Source organism: Cyanobium sp. ATX 6E8 (assembly GCF_024346335.1).
Lineage (GTDB): Bacteria > Cyanobacteriota > Cyanobacteriia > PCC-6307 > Cyanobiaceae > Cyanobium_A.
Genome location: NZ_JAGQCT010000001.1, coordinates 347610 through 372092, shown reverse-complemented (window position 1 = coordinate 372092; position 24483 = coordinate 347610). Strand labels below are relative to the sequence as shown.

At 66.9% G+C, this 24483-nt stretch carries 31 protein-coding genes; 14 read left to right on the top strand and 17 right to left on the bottom strand.

Translation table 11 applies throughout. The annotated features are described in order from the left end of the window. Positions 1–102 precede the first annotated feature (102 nt). Positions 103–726: a transglutaminase-like domain-containing protein gene (locus KBY70_RS02020; RefSeq protein ID WP_254987183.1), complete on the top strand. Its 624-nt coding sequence runs from the start codon at positions 103–105 to the stop codon at positions 724–726. Positions 727–815: 89 nt separating this feature from the next. After that, complete coding sequence (locus KBY70_RS02015) at positions 816–1100, top strand: 2Fe-2S iron-sulfur cluster-binding protein (RefSeq protein ID WP_254987182.1); 285 nt, start codon at positions 816–818, stop codon at positions 1098–1100. Positions 1101–1232: 132 nt separating this feature from the next. On the opposite strand, the gene KBY70_RS02010 is transcribed toward KBY70_RS02015, so the two are convergent. Beyond that, positions 1233–1454: a hypothetical protein gene (locus KBY70_RS02010; RefSeq protein ID WP_254987181.1), complete on the bottom strand. Its 222-nt coding sequence runs from the start codon at positions 1452–1454 to the stop codon at positions 1233–1235. A gap of 308 nt (positions 1455–1762) precedes the next feature. Next, a complete protein-coding gene (locus KBY70_RS02005; RefSeq protein WP_254987180.1) occupies positions 1763–3487 on the bottom strand; it encodes a protein adenylyltransferase SelO in 1725 nt (574 codons plus the stop codon). Positions 3488–3565: 78 nt separating this feature from the next. On the opposite strand from KBY70_RS02005, the gene KBY70_RS02000 reads away from it, so the two are divergent. The 4 genes from KBY70_RS02000 to KBY70_RS01985 all read left to right on the top strand — a co-directional run bounded on the left by KBY70_RS02000 (position 3566) and on the right by KBY70_RS01985 (position 6304). Further along, entirely contained in the window at positions 3566–4519 is a 954-nt protein-coding gene (locus KBY70_RS02000; protein ID WP_094560341.1) for a D-2-hydroxyacid dehydrogenase, read from the top strand. Between the two features lie 74 nt (positions 4520–4593). Beyond that, positions 4594–5172 carry a PCC domain-containing protein gene (locus KBY70_RS01995; RefSeq protein WP_254987179.1) on the top strand — a complete coding sequence of 193 codons (579 nt, stop codon included), beginning with the start codon at positions 4594–4596 and terminating at the stop codon, positions 5170–5172. Beyond that, entirely contained in the window at positions 5169–5735 is a 567-nt protein-coding gene (locus KBY70_RS01990; RefSeq protein ID WP_094560337.1) for a hypothetical protein, read from the top strand. Before KBY70_RS01995 ends, KBY70_RS01990 begins: the two co-directional genes overlap by 4 nt. Then, positions 5732–6304 (top strand): rhomboid family intramembrane serine protease, encoded by a 573-nt coding sequence (locus tag KBY70_RS01985; RefSeq protein ID WP_254987178.1) that lies wholly within the window; start codon positions 5732–5734, stop codon positions 6302–6304. Before KBY70_RS01990 ends, KBY70_RS01985 begins: the two co-directional genes overlap by 4 nt. Here KBY70_RS01985 and KBY70_RS01980 read toward each other — a convergent pair. After that, positions 6282–6764: a TspO/MBR family protein gene (locus KBY70_RS01980; protein ID WP_315859672.1), complete on the bottom strand. Its 483-nt coding sequence runs from the start codon at positions 6762–6764 to the stop codon at positions 6282–6284. The genes KBY70_RS01985 and KBY70_RS01980 overlap by 23 nt on opposite strands. Positions 6765–6825: 61 nt before the next feature. On the opposite strand from KBY70_RS01980, the gene KBY70_RS01975 reads away from it, so the two are divergent. Next, positions 6826–7170 carry a hypothetical protein gene (locus tag KBY70_RS01975; protein WP_094560335.1) on the top strand — a complete coding sequence of 115 codons (345 nt, stop codon included), beginning with the start codon at positions 6826–6828 and terminating at the stop codon, positions 7168–7170. Here the strand turns inward: KBY70_RS01975 and KBY70_RS01970 are convergent. Then, positions 7140–8039 carry a GNAT family N-acetyltransferase gene (locus KBY70_RS01970; protein ID WP_094560333.1) on the bottom strand — a complete coding sequence of 300 codons (900 nt, stop codon included), beginning with the start codon at positions 8037–8039 and terminating at the stop codon, positions 7140–7142. The genes KBY70_RS01975 and KBY70_RS01970 overlap by 31 nt on opposite strands. A gap of 6 nt (positions 8040–8045) precedes the next feature. Further along, the gene (locus KBY70_RS01965; protein WP_254987177.1) at positions 8046–8648 is read right to left on the bottom strand and encodes a hypothetical protein; all 603 of its coding nucleotides are present in this window, start codon (positions 8646–8648) and stop codon (positions 8046–8048) included. Between the two features lie 154 nt (positions 8649–8802). Here KBY70_RS01965 and KBY70_RS01960 point away from each other — a divergent pair, with 154 nt between their 5' ends. Beyond that, positions 8803–9075 (top strand): DUF1830 domain-containing protein, encoded by a 273-nt coding sequence (locus tag KBY70_RS01960; protein WP_254987176.1) that lies wholly within the window; start codon positions 8803–8805, stop codon positions 9073–9075. Positions 9076–9128: 53 nt separating this feature from the next. Here the strand turns inward: KBY70_RS01960 and KBY70_RS01955 are convergent, their stop codons facing one another. Both KBY70_RS01955 and KBY70_RS01950 read right to left on the bottom strand, forming a co-directional pair. Beyond that, positions 9129–9344 carry a Nif11-like leader peptide family natural product precursor gene (locus KBY70_RS01955; RefSeq protein ID WP_254987175.1) on the bottom strand — a complete coding sequence of 72 codons (216 nt, stop codon included), beginning with the start codon at positions 9342–9344 and terminating at the stop codon, positions 9129–9131. Continuing rightward, entirely contained in the window at positions 9326–9583 is a 258-nt protein-coding gene (locus KBY70_RS01950; RefSeq protein ID WP_254987174.1) for a hypothetical protein, read from the bottom strand. Before KBY70_RS01950 ends, KBY70_RS01955 begins: the two co-directional genes overlap by 19 nt. Before the next feature lie 75 nt (positions 9584–9658). On the opposite strand from KBY70_RS01950, the gene KBY70_RS01945 reads away from it, so the two are divergent. Continuing rightward, on the top strand, positions 9659–10171 hold the full coding sequence (locus KBY70_RS01945; RefSeq protein ID WP_254987173.1) for a TerB family tellurite resistance protein: 513 nt from the start codon (positions 9659–9661) through the stop codon (positions 10169–10171). Between the two features lie 23 nt (positions 10172–10194). Here KBY70_RS01945 and KBY70_RS01940 read toward each other — a convergent pair whose 3' ends face one another. Beyond that, positions 10195–10338 (bottom strand): chlorophyll a/b-binding protein, encoded by a 144-nt coding sequence (locus tag KBY70_RS01940; protein WP_254987172.1) that lies wholly within the window; start codon positions 10336–10338, stop codon positions 10195–10197. Between the two features lie 174 nt (positions 10339–10512). On the opposite strand from KBY70_RS01940, the gene KBY70_RS01935 reads away from it, so the two are divergent. Beyond that, entirely contained in the window at positions 10513–10695 is a 183-nt protein-coding gene (locus KBY70_RS01935; protein WP_094560321.1) for a hypothetical protein, read from the top strand. Here KBY70_RS01935 and recQ read toward each other — a convergent pair. Together recQ and KBY70_RS01925 are read right to left on the bottom strand one after the other, a co-directional pair. Beyond that, on the bottom strand, positions 10661–12511 hold the full coding sequence (recQ, locus tag KBY70_RS01930) for a DNA helicase RecQ (RefSeq protein WP_254987171.1): 1851 nt from the start codon (positions 12509–12511) through the stop codon (positions 10661–10663). The genes KBY70_RS01935 and recQ overlap by 35 nt on opposite strands. 29 nt (positions 12512–12540) lie before the next feature. Next, positions 12541–14136: a glucose-6-phosphate isomerase gene (locus KBY70_RS01925; protein ID WP_254987170.1), complete on the bottom strand. Its 1596-nt coding sequence runs from the start codon at positions 14134–14136 to the stop codon at positions 12541–12543. 249 nt (positions 14137–14385) lie between these two features. Here KBY70_RS01925 and KBY70_RS01920 point away from each other — a divergent pair, with 249 nt between their 5' ends. Continuing rightward, on the top strand, positions 14386–15129 hold the full coding sequence (locus KBY70_RS01920; protein ID WP_409996002.1) for a helicase DnaB: 744 nt from the start codon (positions 14386–14388) through the stop codon (positions 15127–15129). Here KBY70_RS01920 and KBY70_RS01915 read toward each other — a convergent pair. Genes KBY70_RS01915 through KBY70_RS01905 form a run of 3 tightly spaced genes read right to left on the bottom strand, consistent with a single transcriptional unit; the run spans position 15115 to position 18134 of the window. Beyond that, complete coding sequence (locus KBY70_RS01915) at positions 15115–16008, bottom strand: N-acetylmuramoyl-L-alanine amidase (RefSeq protein ID WP_254987169.1); 894 nt, start codon at positions 16006–16008, stop codon at positions 15115–15117. The two genes, KBY70_RS01920 and KBY70_RS01915, sit on opposite strands and share 15 nt — an antisense overlap. Continuing rightward, positions 16005–17753: a M61 family metallopeptidase gene (locus KBY70_RS01910; protein WP_254987168.1), complete on the bottom strand. Its 1749-nt coding sequence runs from the start codon at positions 17751–17753 to the stop codon at positions 16005–16007. Before KBY70_RS01910 ends, KBY70_RS01915 begins: the two co-directional genes overlap by 4 nt. A 36-nt stretch (positions 17754–17789) precedes the next feature. Then, on the bottom strand, positions 17790–18134 hold the full coding sequence (locus tag KBY70_RS01905) for a DUF1257 domain-containing protein (protein ID WP_094560313.1): 345 nt from the start codon (positions 18132–18134) through the stop codon (positions 17790–17792). Between the two features lie 6 nt (positions 18135–18140). Here KBY70_RS01905 and purN point away from each other — a divergent pair, with 6 nt between their 5' ends. Further along, positions 18141–18827 (top strand): phosphoribosylglycinamide formyltransferase, encoded by a 687-nt coding sequence (gene purN, locus KBY70_RS01900; protein WP_094560311.1) that lies wholly within the window; start codon positions 18141–18143, stop codon positions 18825–18827. Positions 18828–18833: 6 nt separating this feature from the next. On the opposite strand, the gene argC is transcribed toward purN, so the two are convergent. Continuing rightward, the gene (argC, locus tag KBY70_RS01895; protein WP_254987167.1) at positions 18834–19898 is read right to left on the bottom strand and encodes an N-acetyl-gamma-glutamyl-phosphate reductase; all 1065 of its coding nucleotides are present in this window, start codon (positions 19896–19898) and stop codon (positions 18834–18836) included. Positions 19899–19975: 77 nt separating this feature from the next. On the opposite strand from argC, the gene ribBA reads away from it, so the two are divergent. Next, a complete protein-coding gene (ribBA, locus tag KBY70_RS01890; RefSeq protein ID WP_261355860.1) occupies positions 19976–21667 on the top strand; it encodes a bifunctional 3,4-dihydroxy-2-butanone-4-phosphate synthase/GTP cyclohydrolase II in 1692 nt (563 codons plus the stop codon). A gap of 22 nt (positions 21668–21689) precedes the next feature. Here the strand turns inward: ribBA and KBY70_RS01885 are convergent, their stop codons facing one another. Next, the gene (locus KBY70_RS01885) at positions 21690–22130 is read right to left on the bottom strand and encodes a peptidylprolyl isomerase (RefSeq protein ID WP_094560308.1); all 441 of its coding nucleotides are present in this window, start codon (positions 22128–22130) and stop codon (positions 21690–21692) included. A gap of 81 nt (positions 22131–22211) precedes the next feature. Between KBY70_RS01885 and mtnP the strand changes: the two genes are divergently transcribed. Beyond that, the gene (mtnP, locus tag KBY70_RS01880) at positions 22212–23135 is read left to right on the top strand and encodes an S-methyl-5'-thioadenosine phosphorylase (RefSeq protein ID WP_094560450.1); all 924 of its coding nucleotides are present in this window, start codon (positions 22212–22214) and stop codon (positions 23133–23135) included. On the opposite strand, the gene murQ is transcribed toward mtnP, so the two are convergent. Further along, the gene (gene murQ / locus KBY70_RS01875) at positions 23114–24073 is read right to left on the bottom strand and encodes an N-acetylmuramic acid 6-phosphate etherase (protein ID WP_254987166.1); all 960 of its coding nucleotides are present in this window, start codon (positions 24071–24073) and stop codon (positions 23114–23116) included. The two genes, mtnP and murQ, sit on opposite strands and share 22 nt — an antisense overlap. Further along, a complete protein-coding gene (locus KBY70_RS01870) occupies positions 24070–24465 on the bottom strand; it encodes a DUF3110 domain-containing protein (protein ID WP_094560306.1) in 396 nt (131 codons plus the stop codon). The genes murQ and KBY70_RS01870 overlap by 4 nt, the downstream gene beginning before the upstream one ends. Positions 24466–24483: the final 18 nt, after the last annotated feature.

Sequence of the window (24483 nt, the reverse complement as noted above, 5' to 3'; positions counted from 1 at the left end):
CTGGGATCAACCCAAAGATGTGTGGATCAACAAGCCACCGGAAGAGCACGAACTGACCCTGGCGCTACCCTTAATTCAGGCCGTCTGAATGGCAGCCCAGGAGTGACAACTTTCCTGAAAGTCACCGGGAGCCAGCCTGTAGCCAAGCCGGTGCAGCAGTGGGCAGCGACACTGGCCTCAGAGGTGGATGGCGCAACCACCGACTTCCTGATGCATCTGGCCGACACGATCCACCGTGGCTTTCAACACGTGGGACGGCCCGACGGTGAGCCGATGCCCCCTGTCGACACGCTCGCAACGCGGACCGGCGCCTGCCGTGACACCGCCATGCTGTTTGTGGCGGCCTGTCGCAGTCTCGGTCTTGCCGCTCGATTCGTCAGCGGCTACTCGATGCACCACCCCGCGGAAGTGAGCGAGCACGAACTACATGCCTGGGCGGAGGTTTACCTGCCCGGCGCAGGTTGGCGGGGCTATGACCCCAGCCTTGGCTTGGCCGTGGCAGACGGGCATGTGGCGCTCACCGCTGCCCCCGATCACCACCTGGCCGCTGCTGTCAGCGGCAGCTACCGCGGCACCGGCATTGGCTCGTTGATGCGCTACGCCGTGGAGGTGCGCACAGCCAGAAACCTGGACGAGCTGCAGGGCCTCGATCGCAACCAGCAACTCCAGCTGCCTCCGTTGGAGCAGTGGCTCAGCGGTGAGCAGCCTTCAGCTGTGTCTTGCTGAACAGATGCAGGCTCACGCCAAGTGGTAGTGCTCAGCACAGCCCATGCCGATCCAGGGAGCCCACGATTGTCAAACCGACCTTGATCGCCATGCCCACTTTCACGATCACGCTTGAGAGCGGCAAATCCTTTCCCTGCCCAGACGACGCTTACATCCTCGATGCCGCCGAAGAGCAGGGCATTGATCTCCCCTATTCCTGCCGGGCAGGCGCCTGCAGCACCTGTGCCGGCCAGCTCATCGCGGGCAAGGTTGATCAATCCGATCAGTCCTATCTGGACGACGACCAGATCGAGAAGGGGTTTGCACTCCTCTGCGTCAGCTACCCGCTGAGCGATTGCACGATTCGCGCCAACGCAGAGGAAGACCTGGCGTAGTGCTCATTCCAGGCTGCCATGCAGCACATCCATCACCTGGAGGATCCATCACCTGGAGGATGTCGTCTGTGAGCGACTACTCCAGATTGAGAACCGCGGCAAGATTATTGAGAATATTTCGCTCATCCACCTTCAGCTCACCATCAGATGCTCGGCTCCCTGTGTGCGCAATTGCCCTAACAGGCCATCCAGCAATTGCGCCATCTCGCCATCGCTGTAGTCGCGAAAAGGCAGGCGGTAATCCAAAGCGTGGCGAAGGGAGCGAGCTCCCGCTGCGCTCATCACGCCATCCCAGCAGAGCGCTGCCAAAGCCACCGCCGCAAACCCATCCGCGGCACTGGGGGAGGTTGTCATTGTTGAGGTCTGCAGACGTTGAGAAATCACCAGTTGCGGAGAAGCAGCTCCTTGAATCTTTGGTGACAGTCATTCATTGCACAGCTTCCACTCGCCTGGCTGCTGTGGCCTGTGCAACAGGTTCTTGAAAAGTCACGCATTTAAAAAAGAAAAAATAACGAATCAGCAAGCTGTGACCTACCGCACAGCACAGGGACCAAGTCGGCATCTGCACTGGGGTGGTTTGCTGATTCCGGGTTCAGCCGCCACCACGCGGGGATCATGGCCAGCCCTGACAGCTGGCAGGGCCTGCGCCGATCCCGATCGGCCTAGGACGAACAGCTGTAATGCGACACGCCACCCGCATTGAAGAACTCCCTGGGCTTGAGCCGGTCGTAGGTCGCCGCCAGTTCGGCTGCTGGCGCGTCGTAGGGATGGCTGAACACCTCCTGAAGCTCCTGGATCAGGGTTGTATCTCCCTGTTCAGCCTGTTGATAGGCGGGCGCCACCAACCACTCGCGCCAGGTGATCGCGGGGTTGACCCCTTTCATGGCTGCGGAGGTTTCGCTGAGGTTGCCGTTGGCGTTGAGTTGATGCCGCCACCGTTGCAGCCAGCTCTCCCACTGCACCTTGAGCTCCTCGGAGCTGGGCAGATAGAAGCTCGCTTGTAGGGCTGAGAGCTGCTCGGGAATCTCGGAGAGCCGCCGAAAGAAGATCGTGTAATCCGCCTTGGACGCCACCATCAGCTCGAGCAGCTCGTTCACCAGCGCGGCATCGGGACTGCTCAAGCCCAGCTTCCTGGCCCACATCGCCTCGAGCTCCTGTTGCATCGCTGCGACGAAGCTGTCGCGGATCGCATCCAGCCGCTCCAGGGCCTCCGCATGGTCTGCGAGCAGCAGCCGGATGGCGGCCCAGAACATCTGGAAGTTGGCTTCGGCGGCCACCGGTTGATTCAAGAAGCAGAAATGCTCGCCGCCGCCGGTCCAGGGTTGGAAGCGGGGGTCGAACAGTTCGCAATAGCCGAAGGGGCCGTAGTCGAGGGTGTAGCCACCGGCAGCGCAGTTGTCGCTGTTGAAATTGCCCTGGCAGTAGCCCACGCGGATCCAATTCGCCACCAGTGCGGTGAGCCGCCCGCGAAACAAGCCCGCCAGTTCCACCACCTGATCCCTGAACTCCAGGCTCGGATCAATCTCCGCCCGGTAGTTGCGCTCGATCAGATGCGCCACGATCATCCGCAGCTCGAGTAGCGCATCCGGATGGGCCTGGCTGCGGGCGCGACGGGCAAACAGCTCCAGCTGACCCACCCGCAGAAACGAGGGCGCCACCCGGGTGGTGATTGCCACGGGATTGTCCACCAGGATGTCGGGATCGAACGAGCTGGAGTTCGGCGCATACCAGGGCCGCCGCACCGTTTCAGCGCGCGACACATAAAGCGTCAGCGAGCGGGAGGTGGGAACCCCGAGGGCATGCATGAACTCCTGGGCCAGAAACTCGCGCACGCTGGAGCGGAGCACCGCCCGTCCATCGGCGCCGCGGCAGTAGGGCGTTGGGCCGCCGCCTTTGAGTTGCAGTTCCCAGCGCTTGCCGTTGAACAAGCCTTCAAACACGGAAATGGCCCGGCCATCGCCGTAGCCGTTGCCGGTGCCAAACGGGCACTGCTGGATGTATTCGCTGCCGTAGATCGACAGGGCATAGCCGGTGGCCCAGCCATACGGGCGCATCGGCCCTGTGGCCACGCTGATGTCGCCGGAAAACAGACGGCGGAACTGGTCGTCGTGGGCCAGCCCATCGCTCAGGCCCAGTTCATCAAACAAGGCTTGGCTATGGGCCACATACTCCGGATCTGGCAGCGGCGTGGGCGTCACCGGCACAAAATGACCGGAGAACACCTGGCGGGGCCGGTGATCCTGGCCATCGCCGCTCGCCTGGGGATCGCCCTGCAGCGACTCCAGGAGCGAATAGTCGGCCCGTTGGACGAACTCCGGGAAGGTTGTGATCAGCACGGCTCTCTCAGGTTCTGGGCTTGCCGGGGCCAGCCCGGTCGCTGAGGTCATCATCTCTATGAAGCTGCTCATCGATGGCCTATCAAGAGCTGTACGGATCGCGACCGCAACCCCAGCCTCCGCCCCACCATGCAGATCGTGATCCTCGATGGCTACACGGCCAACCCCGGCGATCTGAGCTGGGCTGAACTCGAGGCCCTCGGCCCGTGCACCGTGTTTGACCACACGGAGGCGGAGGCGGTGATCTCCCGCATCGGGGCTGCGGAGATCGTGCTCACCAACAAAACTCCGCTGCCGGCGGATGTGCTCGCTGCCTTGCCCCATCTGAAGCTGATCAGCGTGCTGGGCACGGGCTTCAACGTGGTGGACGTTGCAGCGGCCAAGGATCGCGGCATCACGGTGTGCAATGTGCCGGCCTACAGCACGCCTGGAGTGGCTCAGGCGGTGTTCGCCCTGCTGCTGGAGCTCACCAACCGCACCGGCCACCACAACCGCACGGTGCACGAAGGGCGCTGGAGTGCCAGTAAGCAGTTCTGCTACTGGGATGGCACCCTGCAAGAGCTCGCCGGCCTCACCTTGGGAATCGTGGGCTACGGCGAGATCGGCGCGGCGGTGGCCCGCGTGGGCCGGGCCTTCGGCATGCACATCCTCGCCAACCGGCGCAGTGGCGCAGGCACCATCGCGGAGGGCGGCGCCTTCGTCGACCTCGATCGCCTGTTTGGCGAGAGTGATGTGGTGAGCCTGCACTGTCCGCTCACCGCCGACACCGAGCATCTGGTGAACGCCATCCGGCTTGCCCAGATGAAGCCGACGGCCTACCTGATCAACACAGCCCGGGGCGGCTTGGTGCAGGAAGCAGATCTGGCGGCTGGCCTCAACGCCGGCCACCTTGCCGGTGCCGGCCTCGATGTGCTCTCCGTGGAACCTCCCCCGGCCGACAATCCACTGCTCACGGCGAAGCATTGCGTGATCACCCCCCACATCGCCTGGGCCACCAGGGCCGCCCGCCGCCGGCTGCTCACCCTCTCGGCTGCCAACATTGCCGCGTTCCTCGCCGGCACGCCGCAACACGTGGTGACCTGATGCCATCCCTCCTCTGCAACGGCACCAGCATGCAACCGGCGTAATCTGCCCCCAACTCCCGCTCCGCTCGCACCATGCATGCCGTGCCGCTCCACCTTGAGGCCGGCAGCGACGTGCGCCGCGGCCTCGAGCAGCTGGCCCAGCAGCATCAGGCCGGTGGCTTTGTGCTGAGTGTGGTGGGCAACCTCTCCCAGGCGGCCTTCGCCTGCCCCGGCAAAACCGCCCCCACCGTGCTCCAGGGCGAACTCGAAATCATCACCTTGCAGGGCACCCTCTCGCCGGATGGTGTTCACCTGCACCTGAGCTTCTCCGATGCCGAATGCCAGGTGTGGGGCGGCCATCTCGAGCACGGCACCCTGGTGCTGCGCGGCGCCGACCTGCTGGTGGGGTTCCTCACCGAGCCGGCCCAGGAGCTGACCCACCCGCGGATGATCGCCAAACCGCGCGTTGAGATCGCCACGTTGCCGGGCTGTCCCTTCTCGCGGCGGGCCCTGCGCATGTTGCGCACCCTCGGCATTCCTTTCCTGGAAATCCAGCCCACTGCCGAAGGCAGCGTGCCCCAGATCGTCATCGATGGCGTGGCCATCGGCGGCTACGACGCCCTGGCCGAGCTGCACAGCCGCGGGGAACTGGAAGCCCTGCGCGGCCTGTGAGCGCCTGGCCGAGCAGCGGCCAGCTGCAGCTGAGCACCACAGCGGGCTGCGGCCTGGCGATCGCCGGCTATCCCCGCTTCCGCTACGACGCCCGTGGAGGCGGTGGCCTCGGACACCTCGATGCCGCCGATCACACTGGCCGCCAGGCGCTGGTGTTTGCGCCGGCGAGCCTGGTGATTCCGCCGCTCTGCTGGCGCACCACCCGGGTGCTGGGGCTGCCGCTGCCACCAGGGCTGGCCATCCACATCGAGCCCGAGGAGCTAGCGGGCCACTGGGATCCAGCCACTGCCAGCCTGACGCTGCGATTTCGCGCTCGCTTTCACCTCAACCTCGCAGGCCTCTACCAGCCCCCCGCTCTGCAGATCGACACGGAGCTCAGCAGCACCGCGGCCCAGGGCCTGCGCCACCGGGCCAGCGGACAACCCCTGGACGCGGATGGCCAAACCTTGCTGGTGGGCGTCGCCACGGTGCCACCCAGCGGAGACCCCTGGCTGGATCGCTTCCTCGGCCTTCCGGATGAAGCGCTTGCCATGCTGCGCTGCAGCGTCGTGCCTGTTCCGTGAGTGAATCGCTGCCCCAACGCCTGGATCGCTGGATCGCCCGAGCTGGTTTCAACCTGGTGATCCCCGTGGTGATCCTGCTGATCCCCTGGCTGCAGGAACTGGTGGATCAGCTGGTGTTTGGTGGGCGCTGGAATCTGCCGATGACGCCTGGTGGCTCATTTTTGGGCGTGCTGACGGCTCCCTTCAGCCACAGCGGTTTCGGCCACCTGCTGGCCAACTCCCTCACCTTTCTGCCCCTCTCCTGGCTGGTGCTGCTGCGCGGTCGCCGCGATTACCTGGCCGTTTGGCTGGGGGTGTACGCCACCGCCATCCCCGTGTGGCTGCTCTGGCCCAGCGGCAGCCATGGGCTCTCTGGTGTGGTGTATGGCCTGCTGGGTTACCTGCTGCTGATCGGCTGGCTGGAGAAGCGCCCCCTGTCGCTGGCCCTGTCGGTGCTGGCCCTGGTCACCTACGCCGGGGTGCTGCCAAGCCTGCTGCCAATTTTTTCGCCGCCCGGCGTCAGCTGGATCGGCCACCTCAGTGGCTTCGCCGGCGGCTTGCTCGCGGCTATGGGCGTCGCCCGCGATTGAGCTGCCGCATCTGCCAGGTCACCAACGTGCCCACCGGACTCCAGAGCAGATAGGGCACCAGCAGGCCAGCGGCCAGGGAGCTCAGCGTTGACACCCCCAGGGTGAGGGCAATGCCCCACACCCAGCCGGCAAAGCCGATCGCCGTGCCCGCACCCAGGCTGCGGCTGCGGCAGATCGCCAGGGTGTAGCTCTGCACCAACACCAACTGCACCAGATACGCCACCATCCAGGGTGCGCTCCAGGAGGCCTGCCAGGTGAGCCAGGCTGAAGCCGCGAAGCAGGCATAGATCAGCAGCCAGATCACCGGGATCCAGCCTTCAAACACCAACCAGCGGGGCCGGCGTAGCCGAATGAACCAGGCAAAGTCCTGACGACTGGGGTTCAGCACTCCCGCCACCCCCGTCATCACCAGCAGAATCATCAGGCCTGCCAGCACGGCGCGCGGCTCGTCAACCCCCACCCTGACGCAGCACCGGCGGCGCTGCGCTAAGCCAAGTCACAACGCACCACACGTCGCAGCCATGCAGCCAGCCAGCCAGGTCGATCGGCCCAGCCCACAAACCATCCTGGCTGCCTCTAGCCCCTGGGTAGCCGTGGTGCTCAACCTGGTGCCCGGCCTGGGCACTGGCTACATCTATCAACGTCGCTGGCGCGCCTACTGGATCACCTCCGCGGTGGCCACGGCCTGGTTTGTGGCTGGCGCCCTGCTGGGCCAGAAGGTGGATCCCGGGCTGATGCCCGACCTCGTGCAGCGCAACCAACTGATCGGTCTGGCCGGACTGTTGGCGCTCGCGGGCATCACCGCCACCGAAGCGGGCCTGGCGGCCCGCCGCGCTCAGCCCAGCTCCAGGCAGGCCAACCCATAAACGTCGTTGAGGGGCACCGCCGGCAGCACGCCTCGCACCATCCGCAGGCTCTCCCCCACCACGGCAAAGCCAAGCTGCTGCAGGAGCGGAGCAGCCTGGGGATTGGCCCCCGGGGCATCGATCAACACCACGCCGGGATGGCGCTCCATCAGGGCCTCCAGCAGGCGTACCGCCAGGGCTGGCGTGTCGGCCAGCAGGGGGCCAATCCGCCAACCCTCCCCCCGTTGCAGCAAGCAGGGGCGAATCCGCCCGAAGCCATGGCAGGCCCCCGCCGCATCCATCAACGCCAGCACCGTGCCAGCGGGATGGTGCAGCCAGTCGGCCAGGAAATGGGGGCGTGGGCTGGGCTCCCGCACCGCGTCGTAGGCCTGCACGGCCGCATCCGGAATCGCCGGCCCCTCCACCAGGCTGAGCCCCTCCGCCGCGGCGGCCTGGCCCGAGGCATTGCCCTCAACGGGTGCTCGCTCCTCCACGATGCTCTGCCAACGTCGGGTCGGAGAAGCCGCCACAAAGCCCCAGCTGGCGTAATCGGCAATGCGATCCGTTGCCGCCTCGATGCCGATACAGGGGATGCCCTCGAGATGCGCCAGGGCATGGCACCAGAGCTGGCGGCCATAGCCCTGGCCGCGGTACTCGGGCTGCACCAGAAACAGGCCGATGAAGCCGTATTCGGCATTGTAGCGCACACCGGCGATGCAACCGATAGGACGGCCATCAAGACAGCCCACCCAGAACCCCTGGCGATCGGTATGGCGGTAGATGGCGAAATCCCCGCGGCCCGGCGCGAACTGTTCAGCCCGTGCCCAGGCGGTGACCAGGGGCAGGTCCCCCTTGTTGAGAGCCCGAATCTGCAGCCGTGAAGCGGCCACCCGCCCTCAGACCGAGCCGTAGGCGATCTGACAGCTGGCATTGAGCAGCTGCGCCTGGTCGGCCGTGGTGGGCGGGACGCCGTTGATCAGGCCCTGCTTGCAATCGCTCGTGACCGTGGCGTAAGGCATGCCGGCCGCAGCAACGGCAAATTGCACCCCGTTGGGGGGCAAAGCCTGAATCGAGCCGTAATCGAGCTGCAGGCTGGTCTGGGGCACAACGATGACGGTGGACTGCTGGTCGGCGGCAGCATCCACGGCACTGGTGATCACGGCGGCTGTGGCCAGACTGGTGACACCCCAGGCCGCTGAACTGGTGCGCCACCAGGGCCAGGCAGCCGGATAGGGCCGATACCAGCCGGTGGACCAGGTGCGGGCAGGCCAGTAGCCCCGCCGCCCCCAGGCCGGATTCCAGGCCGAAACCCCGGGTGCCCGGGTCAGCCCAACCCCAGGTGCGCCGAAGCCTGCCCCGGGCCGCACCCCAGCTCCGGGGGCACCCCAGCCCGCCCCTGGACGAACCCCGGCGCCGGAGGCGGGTCCGCCGAGGCCGCCGCCGCGCATCGGGCGCGCCAGGGCCGCGTCCAGCCAAGGGGCGGCCGTCAGCAGGCCCAAAACAAGACCTGTCAGTGACGCGGTGGGATAAACCCTGGCCATGGAGATCTCGATCGCTAAGCGATGTCTAGCCAATGGATTGGGCCCTGGCGGGAAGAAACCACAGAATGGTGTGCATCGGCACAGAAGCTGCGCTCGCACTGCCGCAGGGTCGGTGCGATCAGAGGACACCTGGGCCATGGAACCCTGCCTCTACCGAAATTGCAGCGCCCAACTGGTAATCCTGCGCTGTATCGGTGCTGAGGCCTACTTTCTCGAGAAGGTGATTTTTCCCTTTGAAGACTGGTGTTTCCAGGCGCCCGGCGATGCCGATGTGGAGCTCTGGACCCACGGTCTCGGGGGGGCGGAGTTGCTGGAGCGCTTTGATGCCCGAACGTTGGTTCAGCAGGTCAACCAGCCTGCCGATACAGCAGCCGTCGCTGCCTGAGCAACGCCAACTTCAAACGAACCAGCAATCAACCAAGGAACCGAACCAAAGCCTCAGTTGTATTCGCCCGGTATGTCCTGTTTGGTCACGGTGACCCGGCCCACCTTTTGGCCTGAGATCCGCAGCAGTTCGTCCCCAGAAAACTCATAGCCCAGGCCTGCACCGATCTGGGCCACGTCGTCGGCCGTCGCAGCGGATTTGACCGCTTCTCTCAGGGCCGCGTCATCTTGAACCTTGGCCAGAAAGGCCTTCAACTCAGCGAGGGACATGGCAGGTCGTCGGCGAGGAGGCTCAGCAGATCGGTGGCATCCTGATCCACCAGCACCAAGCGCTGCAGCACGAGCTGCCGATCCAAAGCTGTCAGTTCACCATCGGCCTGCCACTTAAGGCAGGTGCGTCCCAAACAGGTCATGCCCCCTCCTTTGGTGTGTGTGTCGTTCTGTCTTCCATCGTCATCCCGGCGGAGCAGGCTGTCTGCCCCCATCCGGGGGTGATTACGGCGCACCAATGCAGCGCACGAAACCAAATGCTGCAACGAGCGCTCGCAGCCGCTCAAAATGGTGGATCTGTGTGACTCCAGGCCATGGCCAGCGATCGCGAACGCCAGCTGGATCTGCTTCAGATCGTCTGCTGCGTGGCCTGGGTGGACGGAGATGTCTCGGCAGAAGAGAAACGCCTGCTCGAACAATTGGTGGTGCGCTACTTCTCGTCTGAAGGGGGCGCCGATGCCAGTGAGGAAGCGGCTCGTCTGCTGGCAGCCTGGACTGTGGATGGGGCGCTGCTGGATGAGCTGATGGCGCGGATGAGCGTGGCCGAGGACCGGCTTCTGGCGCTGAAACTCGCCTACATGATGGCCCGGGTGAGCCAACGCCCAGAGGACAGCGCCGCGATCAATGCCCAGGAAAAAGCGATTTATCGCCAGCTGGTGGAAGGACTCCGCCTCACCGAGGCCGAGGTTCGGGAAGCGGAGTGGGCCGCTGAGCAGGAGTTGTCCAGCGGCAAAGGGATCTGGGCCCTGCTGGGGGCGGCATTCTCAGGGCTGGGCGCTTGGCCCAGCCAGGAGATGCTCGAAACCCCCGGGATGCAGTGGCTCTGAGCACGTGAGTACGAAACCTGGTCTCAGCCCAGGCCGATTTGGTGGAGGATGCCCTGGCCGGTGAGCAGCTCGGTCGCGAGGCCGATCACAAAACCCATCATGGCCATGCGGCCATTCCAGGTTTCAGCAAAAGCGACGAAGCCAAAGCGGGAAGAGGAATCAGTCATAACCGAAAGTTTGTTACGAAACTTCGCGTCAACGTAACGGGGGGTGGGACTCCCGGATGTATCTCCGGATGCCAATCGGCGCATCTGCCGCACGTTCGCCTTGTTACGAAAGACTGAGGTCCGGTCACTCCAAGATCGACGGAGCAAACTTCTGCGAAGCCGCACCGCTCCACCATGTCTGTTGGAACCGTGTTTCTCGAAGCCCTCAGCACCGGGGTCATCGCCCCAGCCGAACTGAGCTGGCTCACCCAGCACCAGGACGACTTCAACCGCGTCGAAGAAGCCACCGCCTTGCGCCTGGGTCGCCTGCTCGACCAAGGCGTCATCCAGCTGGGCTGCCGCCTGCCTCGGCCCTGAGGCCCAGCTCCAGCGCCTCCAGCAACGCCGGCCCGTAGCGATCCAGCTTCGCCTGGCCAATGCCGCTGATCTCGGCCATCGCCTGGAGTGATCTGGGCCGGCGGGCCACCACCTCCACCAGGGTGCGGTCGTGGAACACCACATAGGGCGGCAGCCCCTGGCTACGGGCCTGCTCCCGTCGCCAGTCCTTGAGCGCCTGCAGCAACGGAGCGTCGTCGGGGCTGAGCTCCGCAGGAAGGGGTGCCGTGCCAGCAGACGGCTGGCGTCGCCGCTCCCGCTTGGGGGGCGGCAGGCGCAGCAGCAGCTGTTGCTCGCCCCGCAGCAGAGGCTTCACCAGCGCATCAGCGCCAAACCCCAGGGCGCCATAGCGGTCAGGGTCCGAATGCAGCAGGCCGCGGGCGACCAGTTGCCGAAACAGGCTGCGCCACTGGCCCCGGTCGAGCTCCTGGCCGATGCCATACACACTCAGATCCTGGTGGCCGAGCTCACGCACCCGGGCGGTGTCCGCCCCCAGCAGGACATCCACCAGATGGGCCGCCCCGAAGCGACTGCCGCAGCGATACACCGCTGAAAGGGCTTTGCGGGCCGGCTCGGTCACATCCACCGCCGTGTCCGGCTCCAGGCAGAGATCGCAGTTGCCGCAGGGTTGGGCCAGCCCCTCAGCGAAGTGGGCCAGCAACACCTGACGGCGGCAGCCGCTGGCCTCCGTGAAGGTGATCAGGGCATCGAGTTTGCCGTGCTCAATCCGCTTCTGAACGGGCTCGGCGTCGGAGTCGTCGATGAACCGGCGCAGCTGGGGCACATCCCCGGCTCCGTGCACCATCCAGGCAAGCGCCGGCAGACCATCGCGGCCCGCCCGGCCCGTCTCCTGGTAGTAGGCCTCCAGGCTCTTGGGCAGATCCACGTGGGCCACAAAGCGCACATCGGGCTTGTCGATGCCCATGCCGAAAGCGATCGTGGCCACCACGATCACGCCGCTCTCCCGCCGAAAGCGCTCCAGGGCAGCGCTGCGCTGGGCCGCATCCAAACCGGCGTGGTAGGCCACAGCGTCGTACCCGGCGGCCTGCAGGTCGCGGCTGAAACGGTCCACCCGGCTGCGGGAGCGGGCATACACAATCCCCGCCTCACCGCGGTGGTCGGCCAGCAGCTCAAGCAGCTGACGGCGGGCATCGTCCTTGTCGCGCAGCACATAGCGGATGTTGGGCCGATCGAAGCTGGCCAGAAACACCCGGCCCTGCTCCAGTTGCAGCCTGGTGCGGATCTCTTCGCGGGTGCGGGGATCGGCGGTGGCGGTGAGGGCCAGCCGCGGCACATCGCCAAAGCGCTGGGCCAACACCGCCAGCTGCAGATAGTCGGGGCGGAAATCGTGGCCCCACTGGGAGACGCAGTGGGCCTCATCAATGGCAAACAGAGCGATCGGCAGGACCGCCAAACGATCCAGGGTGCCCGGGGCCAACAGACGCTCGGGGGAGAGGTAGAGCAAGTCGAGCGCTCCGGTGCGAAGAGCGCTCCAGGTGGCAGCGCTCTCCTCAGCGGAGCAACTCGAATGCAGCGCAGCTGCCCGCACCCCGGCCTGGCGCAAGCCTTCCACCTGGTCCTGCATCAGGGCAATCAGGGGCGAGATCACCACGCCGATACCGGGGCGGCAGAGGGCGGGGATCTGATAGCAGAGCGATTTACCGCCGCCCGTGGGCATCAGCACCAGCGCCGAACCGCCCGCCACCACGTGCTCGACGATCTCCTGCTGGGGGCCCCGGAAGGCGCCATAGCCGAACACCTCCTGCAGCACCTGCGCGGGAGAGGGCGGGCCCGCCATCGCAGCGGGTGGCATCGCGGCTGGCCGGCTCAGGCCTTGGCGAAGCGCATCGCCGCGGGCTGTCCCCAAGCACCGCTGGCCCGATAACCGCGGGGGTTGGCACAGAGATGGCGCAGGATCCAAAAGAGGGGCTCAGGGCTTTCGGCGCCGAGGGCCTGCTGCAGCTCCTGCAGGCTGCGCTCCTGGCCATCCGCCAGCAGCGCCTCAAGCCGCCCCTGCAACGCCAGGATCTCGGCAGCCGCCTTCTTGCCGGCCTCGACGCCGGGCTGGTCGTAGGCGTTGATGTTCACCAGTTCGGCATAGAGGCCAACGGCGCGCTCAAACAGGGCGATCAGGGCGCCGAGGGTGGTGGCATCAAAGCGGCGCAGGGTGATCGAGAGGCTCTGGCGGCCGCCCTCCTTCAGGGCAGAGCGGGTGCCCTGCAGGAAGCCATCGAGGAAGTCGCCGGGGATCTCATCGCCAATCGGGGGGATATCACTGGGTTCCTCCAGGGCCTCGATGAAGGTGACAAAGAAGTTGTCGATGCCATCGCGCAACTGCTGCACATAGGCGTGCTGGTCGGTGGAGCCCTTGTTGCCATACACCGCGATGCCCTGGTGCACCACCTGGCCATTGCGGTCGTGCTTCTTGCCCAGGCTTTCCATCACCAGCTGCTGCAGGTAGCGGCTGAACACCTCCAGGCGATCGCGGTAGGGGAGCACGACCATGTCGCGCTGGCCCCGGCCGTGACCAGCCACATACCAGGAGGCCGCCATCAGGGCCGCCGGGTTGCGACGCAGGTCGGCCAGCCGGGTGAGCGCATCCATGCGGGAGGCCCCGGACAGAAAACCAGGGATGTCGGCAGCGATCAGAGCCGCGGGCAACAACCCCACCGCACTGGTGATGCTGGTGCGTCCGCCCACCCAATCGAACATGTCGAAACGGCGGAGCCACTGGCCCGCAACAGCCAGCTGATCGAGCTTGCTGCCCAGCATCGTGACGGCCACCGCCTGGCCGGCCCACTGGCCACCGCGGGCCTCCAACCGGGCCTGGGCCTGCTCCATGCCGATGTGGGGCTCCGGCGTGCCGCCCGACTTGCTCACCACCACCACCAACGTGGTGGCCAGCCGACTGTCGAGGGCCGCCAGGGTGCGGCTCATGCCATTTGGATCGACGTTGTCGAAGAAATGGAAGGGGAGCCCCTGACCCGCGTCCTGCAGGGCACGCACCATCAACAGAGGCCCCAGCCCGGAACCACCGATGCCGATCCAGAGCACGTCGGTGAAGGCCTGGCCGTTGGGAGCCTTGAGGCTGCCGTTCAGCACCGCCTGGCCGAAGGCTGCGATCCGTTCCACCTCCGCGTCGATGTGGGCGGCAATGGCGGGTTCCGGAGCCAGGCTGGGCGTGCGCAACCAGTAATGACCCACCTGACGCTGTTCGTCAGGGTTGGCGATCGCCCCGGCCTCAAGGGCTGCCATGGCTGTGAAAGCCTGTTCGAAGCGAGGAGCCAGGCCGTCGAGGTCGCCCTGGCCGATCGCCATGCGGCTCACATCCAGCCAGATGCCGAGATCCTCCTCGTACCAGAGCAGCTCGCAGAAGCGCTGCCACTGGGATTCAGCACTGGAGCCATCGAAATTGGCAAGCATGGGCTTGCGGCTCAGGCCGCTCACGTCGACAGAACTTACGCCTGAACCCCGCCCTGCACCAGCGCAGGAGCAGGGGCCGGACGTCAGACCGTTCCCTGGGCCAAGAAAAACCCAGACAATTCCTTAAGATCAGTTTGGGAATTTAAGACTTGTGTGTCGAACCGTTTCAGCCACCGGAGCTGGCTTGCCTGGGGCAAGCGCCTGGTAGGGGTTCGGCGCCCCACTGGGCTGACGGCAGCCCTTCTGGCCGTGGCTACCCTGCCGTTCACCGGTGGCCCCAGCAAGCCCCTGCTGCTGCTTGACCCTGGTCTGAGCGGCAGCATCGGCACCGCCCAAGGCGCAAGCGACCAAGTCGACCCCCTGCAGTTCTCGGCAGCCGAGCTGAGCGAATTAAAGCGGCGTTTTGGCGTGCACGGCCCCCAGCCACGGCTGGCCCAGCTTTTCACCAGCGGCATCGACCAACTCGAGCCCCTGCGCTCCCACACCCTTGGGCGCATCGCCGATCTGAGGCCTTTGATCCTGGCCGAAAGCCATCGCCAAGGTGTGAATCCGATGCTGGTGGCGGCGATTCTCTTCGACGAAATGCGCCACGCCAAACCCGGCGAAGATCTGCCCCTGGCGGCCCACTCCGGGTTGTTCAGCACCCACGGCCCGGCCCAGCTCGGCCTGGGTGAAATGGTCCACCAGGGTCTGCTGAAGCCCGATGCCTCCGATGCCGAGATCAGCCAGGCCCGTGATGCCTTGCTCGACCCCGAGCAGAACGTGGTGCTGCTGGTGGGCAAATTCGCGCGCCTGAGCCGGGAGTTGAACTTGCCGAAGCGCCAGCTGCAGGCCAGCAAGAGCCAACGGGATGCCAAAGCGCTGGCCACCCTGGCCTATCTGCACAACGGCAAGCTCGACTACCCCCGCCGCATCCTGCGCGCCATGCAGGATGCCGAGCTGCACGCCCTGATGTACTCCAGGCGCAAAGCGGCGCCTTCACCCCTGATCTGATCGGCCAGAACACAGCATTCCCAGGTTCTGGAGGCGCTGTTGCAAGGCTGACCACTGAAAACTGCGGGGATCGGCCCGCTCGCCGCCCAGATCCACGGCTCGATGGGTGGTGATGTGCTCGGCCGGGATCCCGTAGCGCTGCATCCAGCCGGCCAGCAGGGCCGCCAAGGCGTCGTACTGGGCCGCGGAATAGCCGCTGTGGGTCGGATTCTGGCCCTCGCCATCAAGGGGCGTTTCCAGGCTGACGTGCAAGGCGAAGTTGTTGACAGAGCCGCTCGCCTTGGCGTTGGTCACCACCCAGCGGCCATTGAAGGCCGAATTGCCGGCGCCAAAGGCGCGCTTGGCGGGATCCAGCACCTGCACCACTGAGCCATCCCCACCAATGAGGGAGTGGTAGCTCACCTGGTCGTCATCGCGCGGATGGGGGGTGAGGAAGGTGTTGATCGCCGAGCCGATCCCGTACACCGTCTCGTGCAGCACCACCAGCTGGGGAGTGGGGTCGATGGGGTTGCCATAGGCATCCCGGATGAACCGCTCGCCGTAGTTGGTGGGGTGGATTTGCACCCGGGCCGGCGAGGTCTGCACCTCGCTCACCAGGGCCTGCAGCCGGGTGCGTTGGGCGGGATCGGTGATCGTGCAACTGCTGCGCAGAGGCGATTGCCAGCTGGCCTGTCTCGGCGGGCCCGGGGCCGCACGCCGGCCCGGCTCCGGAGCCGCGGGCGGCTGACGCACCTCCTCCAGCAGCTCCAGCAGGCTGGGGCGCTTGCGGCCGCCGCTGGCTTCTGCCGACAACTCCCGGGCCAACCAGCCCATTCCCCCCAGGGCGACCATGGCGCCTGCGGCCAGGGCCAACCACAGGGGGCGGGGGGAGGCGGTCATGGCACCTCCAGGGTCAGCCACCGCTGGCGCTGGGGTGCCGTCGCCTCGCCGGATGCGGGGTCCAGATCCAGAGTCCAGCGCTCCACGGCTGGCGCCTCGGGCAGGAGGGTGGTGGTGCGCACCCGTCCGTCCCGGCAAAACAGCAACGCGTGGCCACTCAGAGGACGCTGCGGCCGAAGCAGATCCGCGATGTCGTCGACATTGCGCACACGCATGCCATCGAGGGCGAGCCATTCATCGCCAACGGCCAGGCCCGCCCGCTCGGCCGGGCCATCGCGGACAACCCGCTGCAGCTTCAGGCCAGCGGCCCCAGGCTCCAGCCGGCAGCCCAACTCCTGGCTGGGGGCCAGCTGGGGTTCCAGCCGCAGGCCCACATCCGCCAGATAGGCCTGCAGCGGTGGATCGTCGCAACTGTTGAGCCACTGCGGCAGCAGCACGGCCAGATCGGCGGCATGGCGGGCAAACGCATCGATCAGATCCACGTCCCGGTAACCCCGGCCCCCAGCCCCATGGCTGGCCCACAACTCGCGCAGCACCTGGGGCAGGCAGGCCCCAACGCGACGCAGGTGCAGATCCAGCACCAGGGCCAGCACCGCTCCCTTGAGGTAGTAGCTGATCTGGCTGTTCGGCGAATAGGCATCGGGCCGGTAGAGCTTCACCCAGGCCTCCTCGCTGCTGGAGCGCAGGCTCTGCACCCGCCGGCCAGGGCTGAGCAGGTAACGGCTCAAGTCGGCGCCCAGATCCTCGAGCACCTCCTTCTCGGTGCTGCACCCGGCGCTGTGGGGCAACAGCTGATCGACATAGCTGGTCACGCCCTCGGCGAACCAAAGCGTGGGGACCACCACCGCCTGGTCGTAGCGATAGGGCGTGAGCTCGGCGGGGCGTAACCGCCGCACGTTCCACTGATGCAGGTATTCGTGGGCGGCGAGCTGCAGCAACTTGCGGCGCCCCTCCGGTCGGCCCAAAGACCGCCGACCGAACTGCAACACCGTGCTGAGATCGTGCTCCAGGCCGCCATAGCCGCTGTCGGTGAGGTGCAGCACAACCAGGTAGTGATCCGCCGCCGGCCGCTCCACCCCCATCAGGCGGCAACAGGCCAGGCAGACCTGCTCGAGATCCTTAAGCCAGCGCGGATCGGCGTCAACGGGATCACGTCCTTGCAGATCGGAGCCCCAGCTCACCCAGCGGTGGGGCACGCCGGCAACGCTGAAGGCGTGGGCGCGGTGGGGGCCGGCCTCGACCGGCGTGTCCAGCAGCTGATCGAAGTCGCGGGCCAGCCAGCCGCCGCCTTCAGCCCCGGTGGCATCGCCCTGCGGGGCCTCCGGCAGGGGCACGAAGGCCTGCCACCCAGTCGGGAGCGAAAGCTGCAGCCGGTGGGGCGTCCAGCGCTCCCCCTCCAGCTCCAGGGCCACCGCCGCCAAGGCCAGAAAGCCATGGTCGCCGTCGAGGTGGCAGGTGCGCACCGTGAGCTCGGTGGCCAGCACCGCGTAGTGGATCTCCAGCGGCTCGAGGCTGGGCAGCTCGAGCTGCCAACGGCTCGGGGTGAGTCGACGGGGCTCAAGGGTCCGCCCCCCCTGCCTGACTGTCAGCCCCTCAAGCTGACGGACATAGTCGCGGATCAGGTAGGAGCCCGGGGTCCAGGACGGCAGAGACAGGCGCAGACAGGAACGACTGGGGGTGTGGCTGAGGCGCACCCGCACCAGGTGCTGGTGGCAGGCCGTGAGATCCAGGTGAAACGCGGGCACGGGCTCTGGCACGGATCGCTCTGGCACAAGCAGGCGTCAGAGCACCACGCTCACCTGGGCCCCCGACAGCTGGCTGGCCGCTTCGCGCAGGGCCATCTCAGCGGCGTAGCGGCGGGTGATGGCGCCCAGCAGACGCTGCAGGGTCTGGGAGCGGCTCAGCCGCTGCAGATCGCCCACCAAGGCAAGGGATCCATCCGTGTGGCGCGTCCAGCCGAGCTGCACGCCACTTGAAAGGGTCACCTGCAAGTCGACAGGCTGGGTCTCGCCGGCGAAACCCTCCAGCTGGCCGCCCCACTCCGGGGAATGGCCCAGAGCCGCCAGGCTGGCTGCGAGTCCCTCGGCATCGCGAAGCACGGTTGGCAGGATGGAGAGGTGGGACACGGCACAATGCCCGCTTTTTCAGACCCTAGCGATCAAGGGCCCTGCGTCCAGTGGCCGTTGCCACCGGATTGCCGAGAAGCCCATGCAACGGCCTGCGCACCGGAGCCCGGCCTCCTGCGGCTGGGGGTGATGGCCTCCGGTGCCGGCAGCAACTTCGAGGCCCTGGTGCAGGCCTGCCGGCAAGGCAACCTCCAGGCCGAAGTGGCCCTGCTGGTGGTGAACAACGGCGGCTGCGGTGCCCAGCAGCGGGCTGAGCGGCTGGGCATTCCCTGCCAGCTGCACGATCACCGGAACCATCCCAGCCGCGACCAGCTCGACCGGGCCCTGGTGGCCAGCTTTCAGGCAGCTGCCGTGGATCTGGTGGTGATGGCGGGGTGGATGCGGGTGGTCACCCCCACTCTGATCGGCGCCTTCCCAGACCGGCTGCTCAACATTCATCCCTCCCTGCTGCCCAGCTTCCGGGGCCTCGATGCGGTAGGTCAGGCCCTGGCGGCCGGGGTGACCCTGGCCGGCTGCACGGCCCACCTGGTGAGCGAGGAGGTGGATGCCGGCAGAATTTTGGTGCAGGCGGCCGTGCCCGTGCTGGCTGGCGACGACCACGCCAGCCTCACCCGCCGGATTCAGATGCAGGAGCACCGGATCCTGCCCCTGGCCGTAGCCCTCACCGCCCAGCAGCTTGGCAAGCCTGGCTGAGCGGGCTCAGGGATAGAAGGGCAATAACGGCAGACCCGTCGTGGACTCCAAGCCCGCCATCAAATTCAGGCACTGCACCCCCTGGCCCGCCTGACCCTTCACCAGGTTGTCGATCGCGCCCATCACGATCAGCTGGCCCGTGCGGGGATCAACCTGCACCGACAGCAGGGCCCGGTTGGTCTGGCGCACCCACTTGGTGGAGGGGTAGGTGCCCACCGGCAGCACCTCCACGCAGGGAGCCTGGCGGTAGGCCGAGGCCAGCAGGGTGGCGCAGTCTTCAGCGGTGAGGCCCGGATCCCGCAGGCGGCAATACACGGTGGCTAGCAGACCCCGCACCATCGGCATCAGGTGGGGCGTGAACTGCAGCTGGATCTCGCGGCCGGCCACTCGACCCGCCAACTGCTCGATCTCGCTGGTGTGGCGGTGGCCCACCACGCCATAGGGCGCCACCGACTCGGAGCACTCGGCCAGCAGCAGGTGCTCCTTGGCGGCCCGTCCTCCGCCGGAGGTACCGGTCTTGGCGTCGATCACGATGCCGCCGGTGTCGATCAAGCCCTGCTTCAAAAAGGGGAGCAGCCCCAACAGGGATGCGGTGGGGAAGCATCCGGGGGCGGCCACCAGGCGGGCGCGACGGATCGCATCCGCCTCCCATTCCGGCAGCCCGTAGACAGCCTCACTGCACAGGTCGCCGTCGCTGCGGGGCACCTGGCGGGCCTCGGTGGCGTACACCTCTTGCCACTGGGCCAAAGAGCTATAGCGGTAGTCGGCGGAGAGATCCACCACCCGCACGCCGCGCTCGAGCAGGGGAGGCACCAGCTGGGCCGCCACACCGTTGGGCAGGCTGAGCACTGCCAGATCCGCCGCCTCGGCGATGGCGTCGGGCTCCGGGGTCTGCACCACGGGGTCACCGGCCAGGGGCAGGAAGGGCACCAGTTCGCTCCAGCGCTTGCCGCTGCTGCGCTCGCCGCCCAGGAACGTGACGTCTAGGTTTGGGTGCTGGTGCAGCAGCCGCAAGGTTTGGAGCCCGCCGTAACCACTGGCCCCGATCACCGCAACGCGCTTGTTGGCCATGGCAGAGCCGCGGGGAAGGACGACCCGGGCTTTATAAAGGATGATTGCGCCAGGGCTCAGGCCCCACCCGCACTCCGTTGACCCTCCTGCGCGACCAGCCCCTCCCCTCCCACGACCCCGGCATCCGTTTCGACTCGATCGCCGATGCCCTGGCGGCGATCCGCAACGGCGAGTCGATCGTGGTGGTGGACGACGAAAACCGCGAAAACGAGGGCGACCTGATCTGCGCGGCCCAGTTCGCCACGCCCGAGCAGATCAACTTCATGGCCATCGAGGCTCGGGGCCTGATCTGTCTGGCGATGGAGGGCGAGCGGCTCGATGCCCTCGATCTGCCGCTGATGGTGGATCGCAACACCGACAGCAACCAGACCGCCTTCACCGTGAGCGTGGATGCGGGTGCTGAGAACGGGGTGAGCACCGGCATCTCCGCGGAGGATCGGGCCCGCACCATCCAGGTGGCGATCCATCCCCACACCCGTCCCAACGATCTGCGCCGGCCCGGCCACATCTTTCCGCTGCGGGCCAAGCAGGGCGGCGTGTTGAAGCGGGCTGGTCACACCGAAGCCGCCGTCGACCTGGCTCGCCTGGCCGGCCTCTACCCGGCCGGGGTGATCTGTGAAATCCAGAACAGCGACGGCTCCATGGCCCGGCTGGCCCAGCTGGCCGTGTACGCGAGGCGCCACGGATTAAGGCTGATCAGCATTGCCGACCTGATCCGCTACCGCCTCGACACCGAGCGTTTCGTACGCCGCCAGGCGGAAGCCACCTTGCCCAGCGCCTTTGGCGACTTCCGAGCCATCGGCTACCGCAACGAGCTCGATGGCAGCGAACATATCGCGATCGTGAAGGGGCAACCCGAGCGGGCTGAAGCCCCGGTGCTGGTGCGGGTGCACAGCGAATGTCTCACCGGCGATGCCTTCGGCTCCCTGCGCTGCGACTGCCGGCCCCAACTGGAAACCGCCCTGCGCATGATCGAAGCGGCCGGCGAAGGCGTGGTGGTGTATCTGCGCCAGGAGGGCCGCGGCATTGGCCTGATCAACAAACTCAAGGCCTATTCCCTCCAGGACACAGGCCTCGACACGGTGGAGGCCAACGAGCGCCTCGGCTTCCCCGCCGACCTGCGCAACTACGGCGTCGGTGCCCAGATCCTCAGCGATCTGGGGGTGAACCGCCTGCGCCTGATCACCAACAACCCGCGCAAGATCGCCGGTCTGGGCGGCTACGGCCTGAAGGTGGAAGACCGGGTGCCGCTGGTGATGGATCCCGGCAGCCACAACGCCGCCTACCTGCAAACCAAGCGCATCAAGCTGGGACACCTGATGGGTGATGGGCCGTCCTGCCCCATCGGTGGACCCACGGCGGTGCTGGCCTGGCACAGCACCGCCGAGCAGCACAGCACTGAGCTCAGCACGGAGCTCAGCACGGTGGCGATTGCCACCCAGCTGGACGCCCTCCAGCAGTGGGCGCAGGCGCAGGGGCTTCAGGTGGAGCGTGAGGAGCACCCGCGCCTGCTGGCCCTGCTCAACCAACCGGCGCTGGCGGTGGTGCTCAGCGGCCTCGACCAGACACGGGGTGGAGTGGGAGCAGTGGGGGCAGCCCTCAGCCAGATGGCGCACTGGAGCCACACCAGCGCCGTCAGCCTGCTGCTGGCTCCGGATGCCCAGCGGAGCAGTCACCCCAGCGCTGACCTGGAGCGCCAGCAGCGCTCCCTCAGCGAACTGGGCGCCGAGTTGAAGGTTCAACCCGGCGCCTTTCTGGTCTGGCGCTAACGCAGTCCTGGCTGGAGGATCTTCAATCCTGAACAGTCACCTTGGTGATGCGACTGCCGTTCTTGAGGGCGAGCACCACGTCCATGTTGCCGGTGTGGCCAAACACGGTGTGCACGCCATCGAGGTGGGGCTGGGCGCCGTGGCAGATATAAAACTGCGAACCACCGGTGTTCTTGCCGGCGTGGGCCATCGCCAGGGTGCCGGCCTGATGCTTCTGGCTGTTGATCTCACAATCGATCTGGTAGCCGGGGCCACCGGTGCCAGCCGTACCGCGGGAGCCTTCCCGGCTGTTGGGGCAGCCGCCCTGGGCCATGAAACCGGGGATCACACGATGGAAGGCCAGTCCGTCGTAGAAGCCCTCCTTGGCGAGCTTGGTGAAGTTGGCCACGGTGTTGGGCGCATCGCTCTCGAACAGGTCGAGTTCGATGGTTCCGGCCTCGGTCTCCATCACGGCTTTGGTCACGGTTGCTGTGCGTAAAAGCCGACTGTATGGGGTGGGGGAATGCGCGTGATGAAAATGGAGAGCCATGCGGTCGCCTCGCCGATGAGCAGCCCCACGTCCGACTCGCCCAGCGGTCTCGATCTGAGCCGTGCCCGGCTTGGAATCCTGGGAGGCAGTGGCCTTTACGCGATGGAGGGCCTGGAGGATGTACAGGAGCTGACGATCGACACGCCCTACGGGCCTCCCTCCGATTCCCTGCGACTGGGCAAGATCGGCGATATGGAGGTTGTGTTCCTGGCCCGCCACGGCCGGCACCACAGCCACACCCCCACGGAGGTGCCCTATCGCGCCAACCTCTGGGCCCTGCGCTCCCTGGGCGTGCGCTGGATCCTGTCCTTGTCGGCAGTGGGCTCCCTGCAGGAGCAGTTTCGGCCGCTCGACATGGTGGTGCCGGATCAATTCATCGATCGCACCCACCAGCGCCCGCTCACCCTGTTTGGCGACGGGCTGGTGGCCCACGTGGGCTTCGCCGATCCCTTCTGTCCGGTGCTCAGCCGGCTGCTGGCCGATGTGGGCGAAAGCCTGATGCCCACCGGCCGCCAACTGCACCGCGGCGGCACCTACCTCTGCATGGAGGGTCCGGCCTTCTCCACCCGCGCCGAATCGGAGCTCTACCGCTCCTGGGGCTGTGCCGTGATCGGCATGACCAACCACACCGAAGCGCGCCTGGCCCGGGAAGCTGAGATCGCCTACGCCACCCTGGCGATGGTGACCGACTACGACTGCTGGCACCAGGAACACGCCTCGGTGACGGTGGAGATGGTGATTGCCAACCTGCACGCGAACGCCAGCCTGGCCCAACAGATCGTGCGGGTGGCGGCCGAACGGGTAGCGGCCCAGCGCCCCACCAGCAGCGCCCACCAGGCCCTGCGCCACGCCCTGATGACCCCCAAAGAGCAGGTGCCGGCCAGCACCCGCCGCCAGGTCGACCTGTTCACCGCGCCCTACTGGGGCTCGTTCAACTGAGCCAGACCGTTCAACTGAGCACCGCAGGCCTGCAGAGCCGCCCGCAGGCTGGGGCCATGCTGGGCCAGATGGGCGGCGGCTGAGCCAGGATCCATGCCTGAGGCCGCCATCAGCAGCGCGAGCTTCACCGAACCACCCGCCTGCTCCAGCAGCTGAGCGCCCTGCTCGCGGCGCAGCCCGGCCAGGTCCTGCAGGATGCGCAGGGCCCGATCTTCGAGCTTGGTGTTGGTCACGGCCACATCCACCATGCGGTTGCCGTGCACCTTGCCCAGCCGCACCATCACGCCGGTGGACAACAGGTTGAGGGCCATCTTGGTGGCGGTGCCGGCCTTAAGCCGGGTGGAGCCAGCCAGCAGCTCAGGGCCCGTCAGCAGGCGGATGTCGATGTCACAGGGCATGGGGGCCTGGTTGGCGGGCACGCAGGCCATGGCGATCGCCAGGGCACCGGTTGCCTGGGCGTGGCGCAAGGCGCCGAGCACGTAGGGCGTGGTGCCGCCGGCGGCGATGCCCACCAGGCAATCGCCAGGGCCGAAGCCCCGCTCTTCCAGATCGTGCTGGCCGGCCTCGGCCAGATCCTCCAGCCCCTCCGAGCTGCGCAACAGGGCGGGCGCCCCGCCAGCTAGCACGCCCTGCACCAACTCCGGCGACGTGCAGAAGGTGGGCGGGCATTCGGCCGCATCGAGCACCCCCAGCCGGCCGGATGTGCCGGCGCCCAGATAAAACAGCCGCCCGCCGATCGCAAGCCGCGTCGCAATGGCATCCACGGCGGCCGTAAGCGCCGGAGCCGCCGCCTCCAGGGCCCGTTGGGGCTCCCGGTCGTTGGCGCAGAACAGAGCCACCAACGCGTCGGTGGGCAGCTGGTCGAGCCGCTCGCTGAGGGGATTGGCCTGTTCGGTGAGCAGGTGGCCGCGGTCTGCGCCGGCCGCGGCCCCGCTCACAACAGGCCCTCGAGCTGGCGGCGAAAGGCCTCCAGGCTGGGGTCGCCAGAACTCTCAGCAGTCTCGGCCGCCTGCTGCTCCTGCCATTTGGCGACGTCCATGTTGCGCTCGGGCGGCGCAATCAGCAGGCGATCTTCGGCGCTCTGGGGCAGAAACCCCGCCGGCACGAAACGGGCCTCGTACCCCGCCTGGCTGCAAAACAACTCCATCTCCTCCCGGTCGAGCGGCTCCACGGTGGGCACGGGAAAGTCCTGGGCCTCCAACAGTCCGGCATAGCGCTCCGCGTCATCGCGGTCCTCAAACAGCAGCACCACGGTGCGGCCATTGAGCTCCAGCGAATGGATGCCTTCCTGGTCACTTCCGGCATCGAACAGCATCACGTGCACCGGCATGGATCGCGGCAAAGGGCA

Bases quoted from the DNA above. Each gene is read 5' to 3' on its own strand.
- KBY70_RS02005 (WP_254987180.1), bottom strand. From the start codon at position 3,487: ATGACCTCAGCGACCGGGCTGGCCCCGGCAAGCCCAGAACCTGAGAGA.
- purN (WP_094560311.1), top strand. From the start codon at position 18,141: ATGCCCGCTTTTTCAGACCCTAGCGATCAAGGGCCCTGCGTCCAGTGG.
- KBY70_RS01940 (WP_254987172.1), bottom strand. From the start codon at position 10,338: ATGACTGATTCCTCTTCCCGCTTTGGCTTCGTCGCTTTTGCTGAAACC.
- KBY70_RS01870 (WP_094560306.1), bottom strand. From the start codon at position 24,465: ATGCCGGTGCACGTGATGCTGTTCGATGCCGGAAGTGACCAGGAAGGC.
- KBY70_RS02000 (WP_094560341.1), top strand. From the start codon at position 3,566: ATGCAGATCGTGATCCTCGATGGCTACACGGCCAACCCCGGCGATCTG.
- KBY70_RS02015 (WP_254987182.1), top strand. From the start codon at position 816: ATGCCCACTTTCACGATCACGCTTGAGAGCGGCAAATCCTTTCCCTGC.
- KBY70_RS01995 (WP_254987179.1), top strand. From the start codon at position 4,594: ATGCATGCCGTGCCGCTCCACCTTGAGGCCGGCAGCGACGTGCGCCGC.
- recQ (WP_254987171.1), bottom strand. From the start codon at position 12,511: ATGGCGGGCCCGCCCTCTCCCGCGCAGGTGCTGCAGGAGGTGTTCGGC.
- argC (WP_254987167.1), bottom strand. From the start codon at position 19,898: ATGGCCAACAAGCGCGTTGCGGTGATCGGGGCCAGTGGTTACGGCGGG.
- KBY70_RS01975 (WP_094560335.1), top strand. From the start codon at position 6,826: ATGCAGCCAGCCAGCCAGGTCGATCGGCCCAGCCCACAAACCATCCTG.
- KBY70_RS01915 (WP_254987169.1), bottom strand. From the start codon at position 16,008: ATGACCGCCTCCCCCCGCCCCCTGTGGTTGGCCCTGGCCGCAGGCGCC.
- KBY70_RS02010 (WP_254987181.1), bottom strand. From the start codon at position 1,454: ATGACAACCTCCCCCAGTGCCGCGGATGGGTTTGCGGCGGTGGCTTTG.
- KBY70_RS01935 (WP_094560321.1), top strand. From the start codon at position 10,513: ATGTCTGTTGGAACCGTGTTTCTCGAAGCCCTCAGCACCGGGGTCATC.
- KBY70_RS01955 (WP_254987175.1), bottom strand. From the start codon at position 9,344: ATGTCCCTCGCTGAGTTGAAGGCCTTTCTGGCCAAGGTTCAAGATGAC.
- mtnP (WP_094560450.1), top strand. From the start codon at position 22,212: ATGAGCAGCCCCACGTCCGACTCGCCCAGCGGTCTCGATCTGAGCCGT.
- KBY70_RS01925 (WP_254987170.1), bottom strand. From the start codon at position 14,136: ATGCTTGCCAATTTCGATGGCTCCAGTGCTGAATCCCAGTGGCAGCGC.
- KBY70_RS01945 (WP_254987173.1), top strand. From the start codon at position 9,659: ATGGCCAGCGATCGCGAACGCCAGCTGGATCTGCTTCAGATCGTCTGC.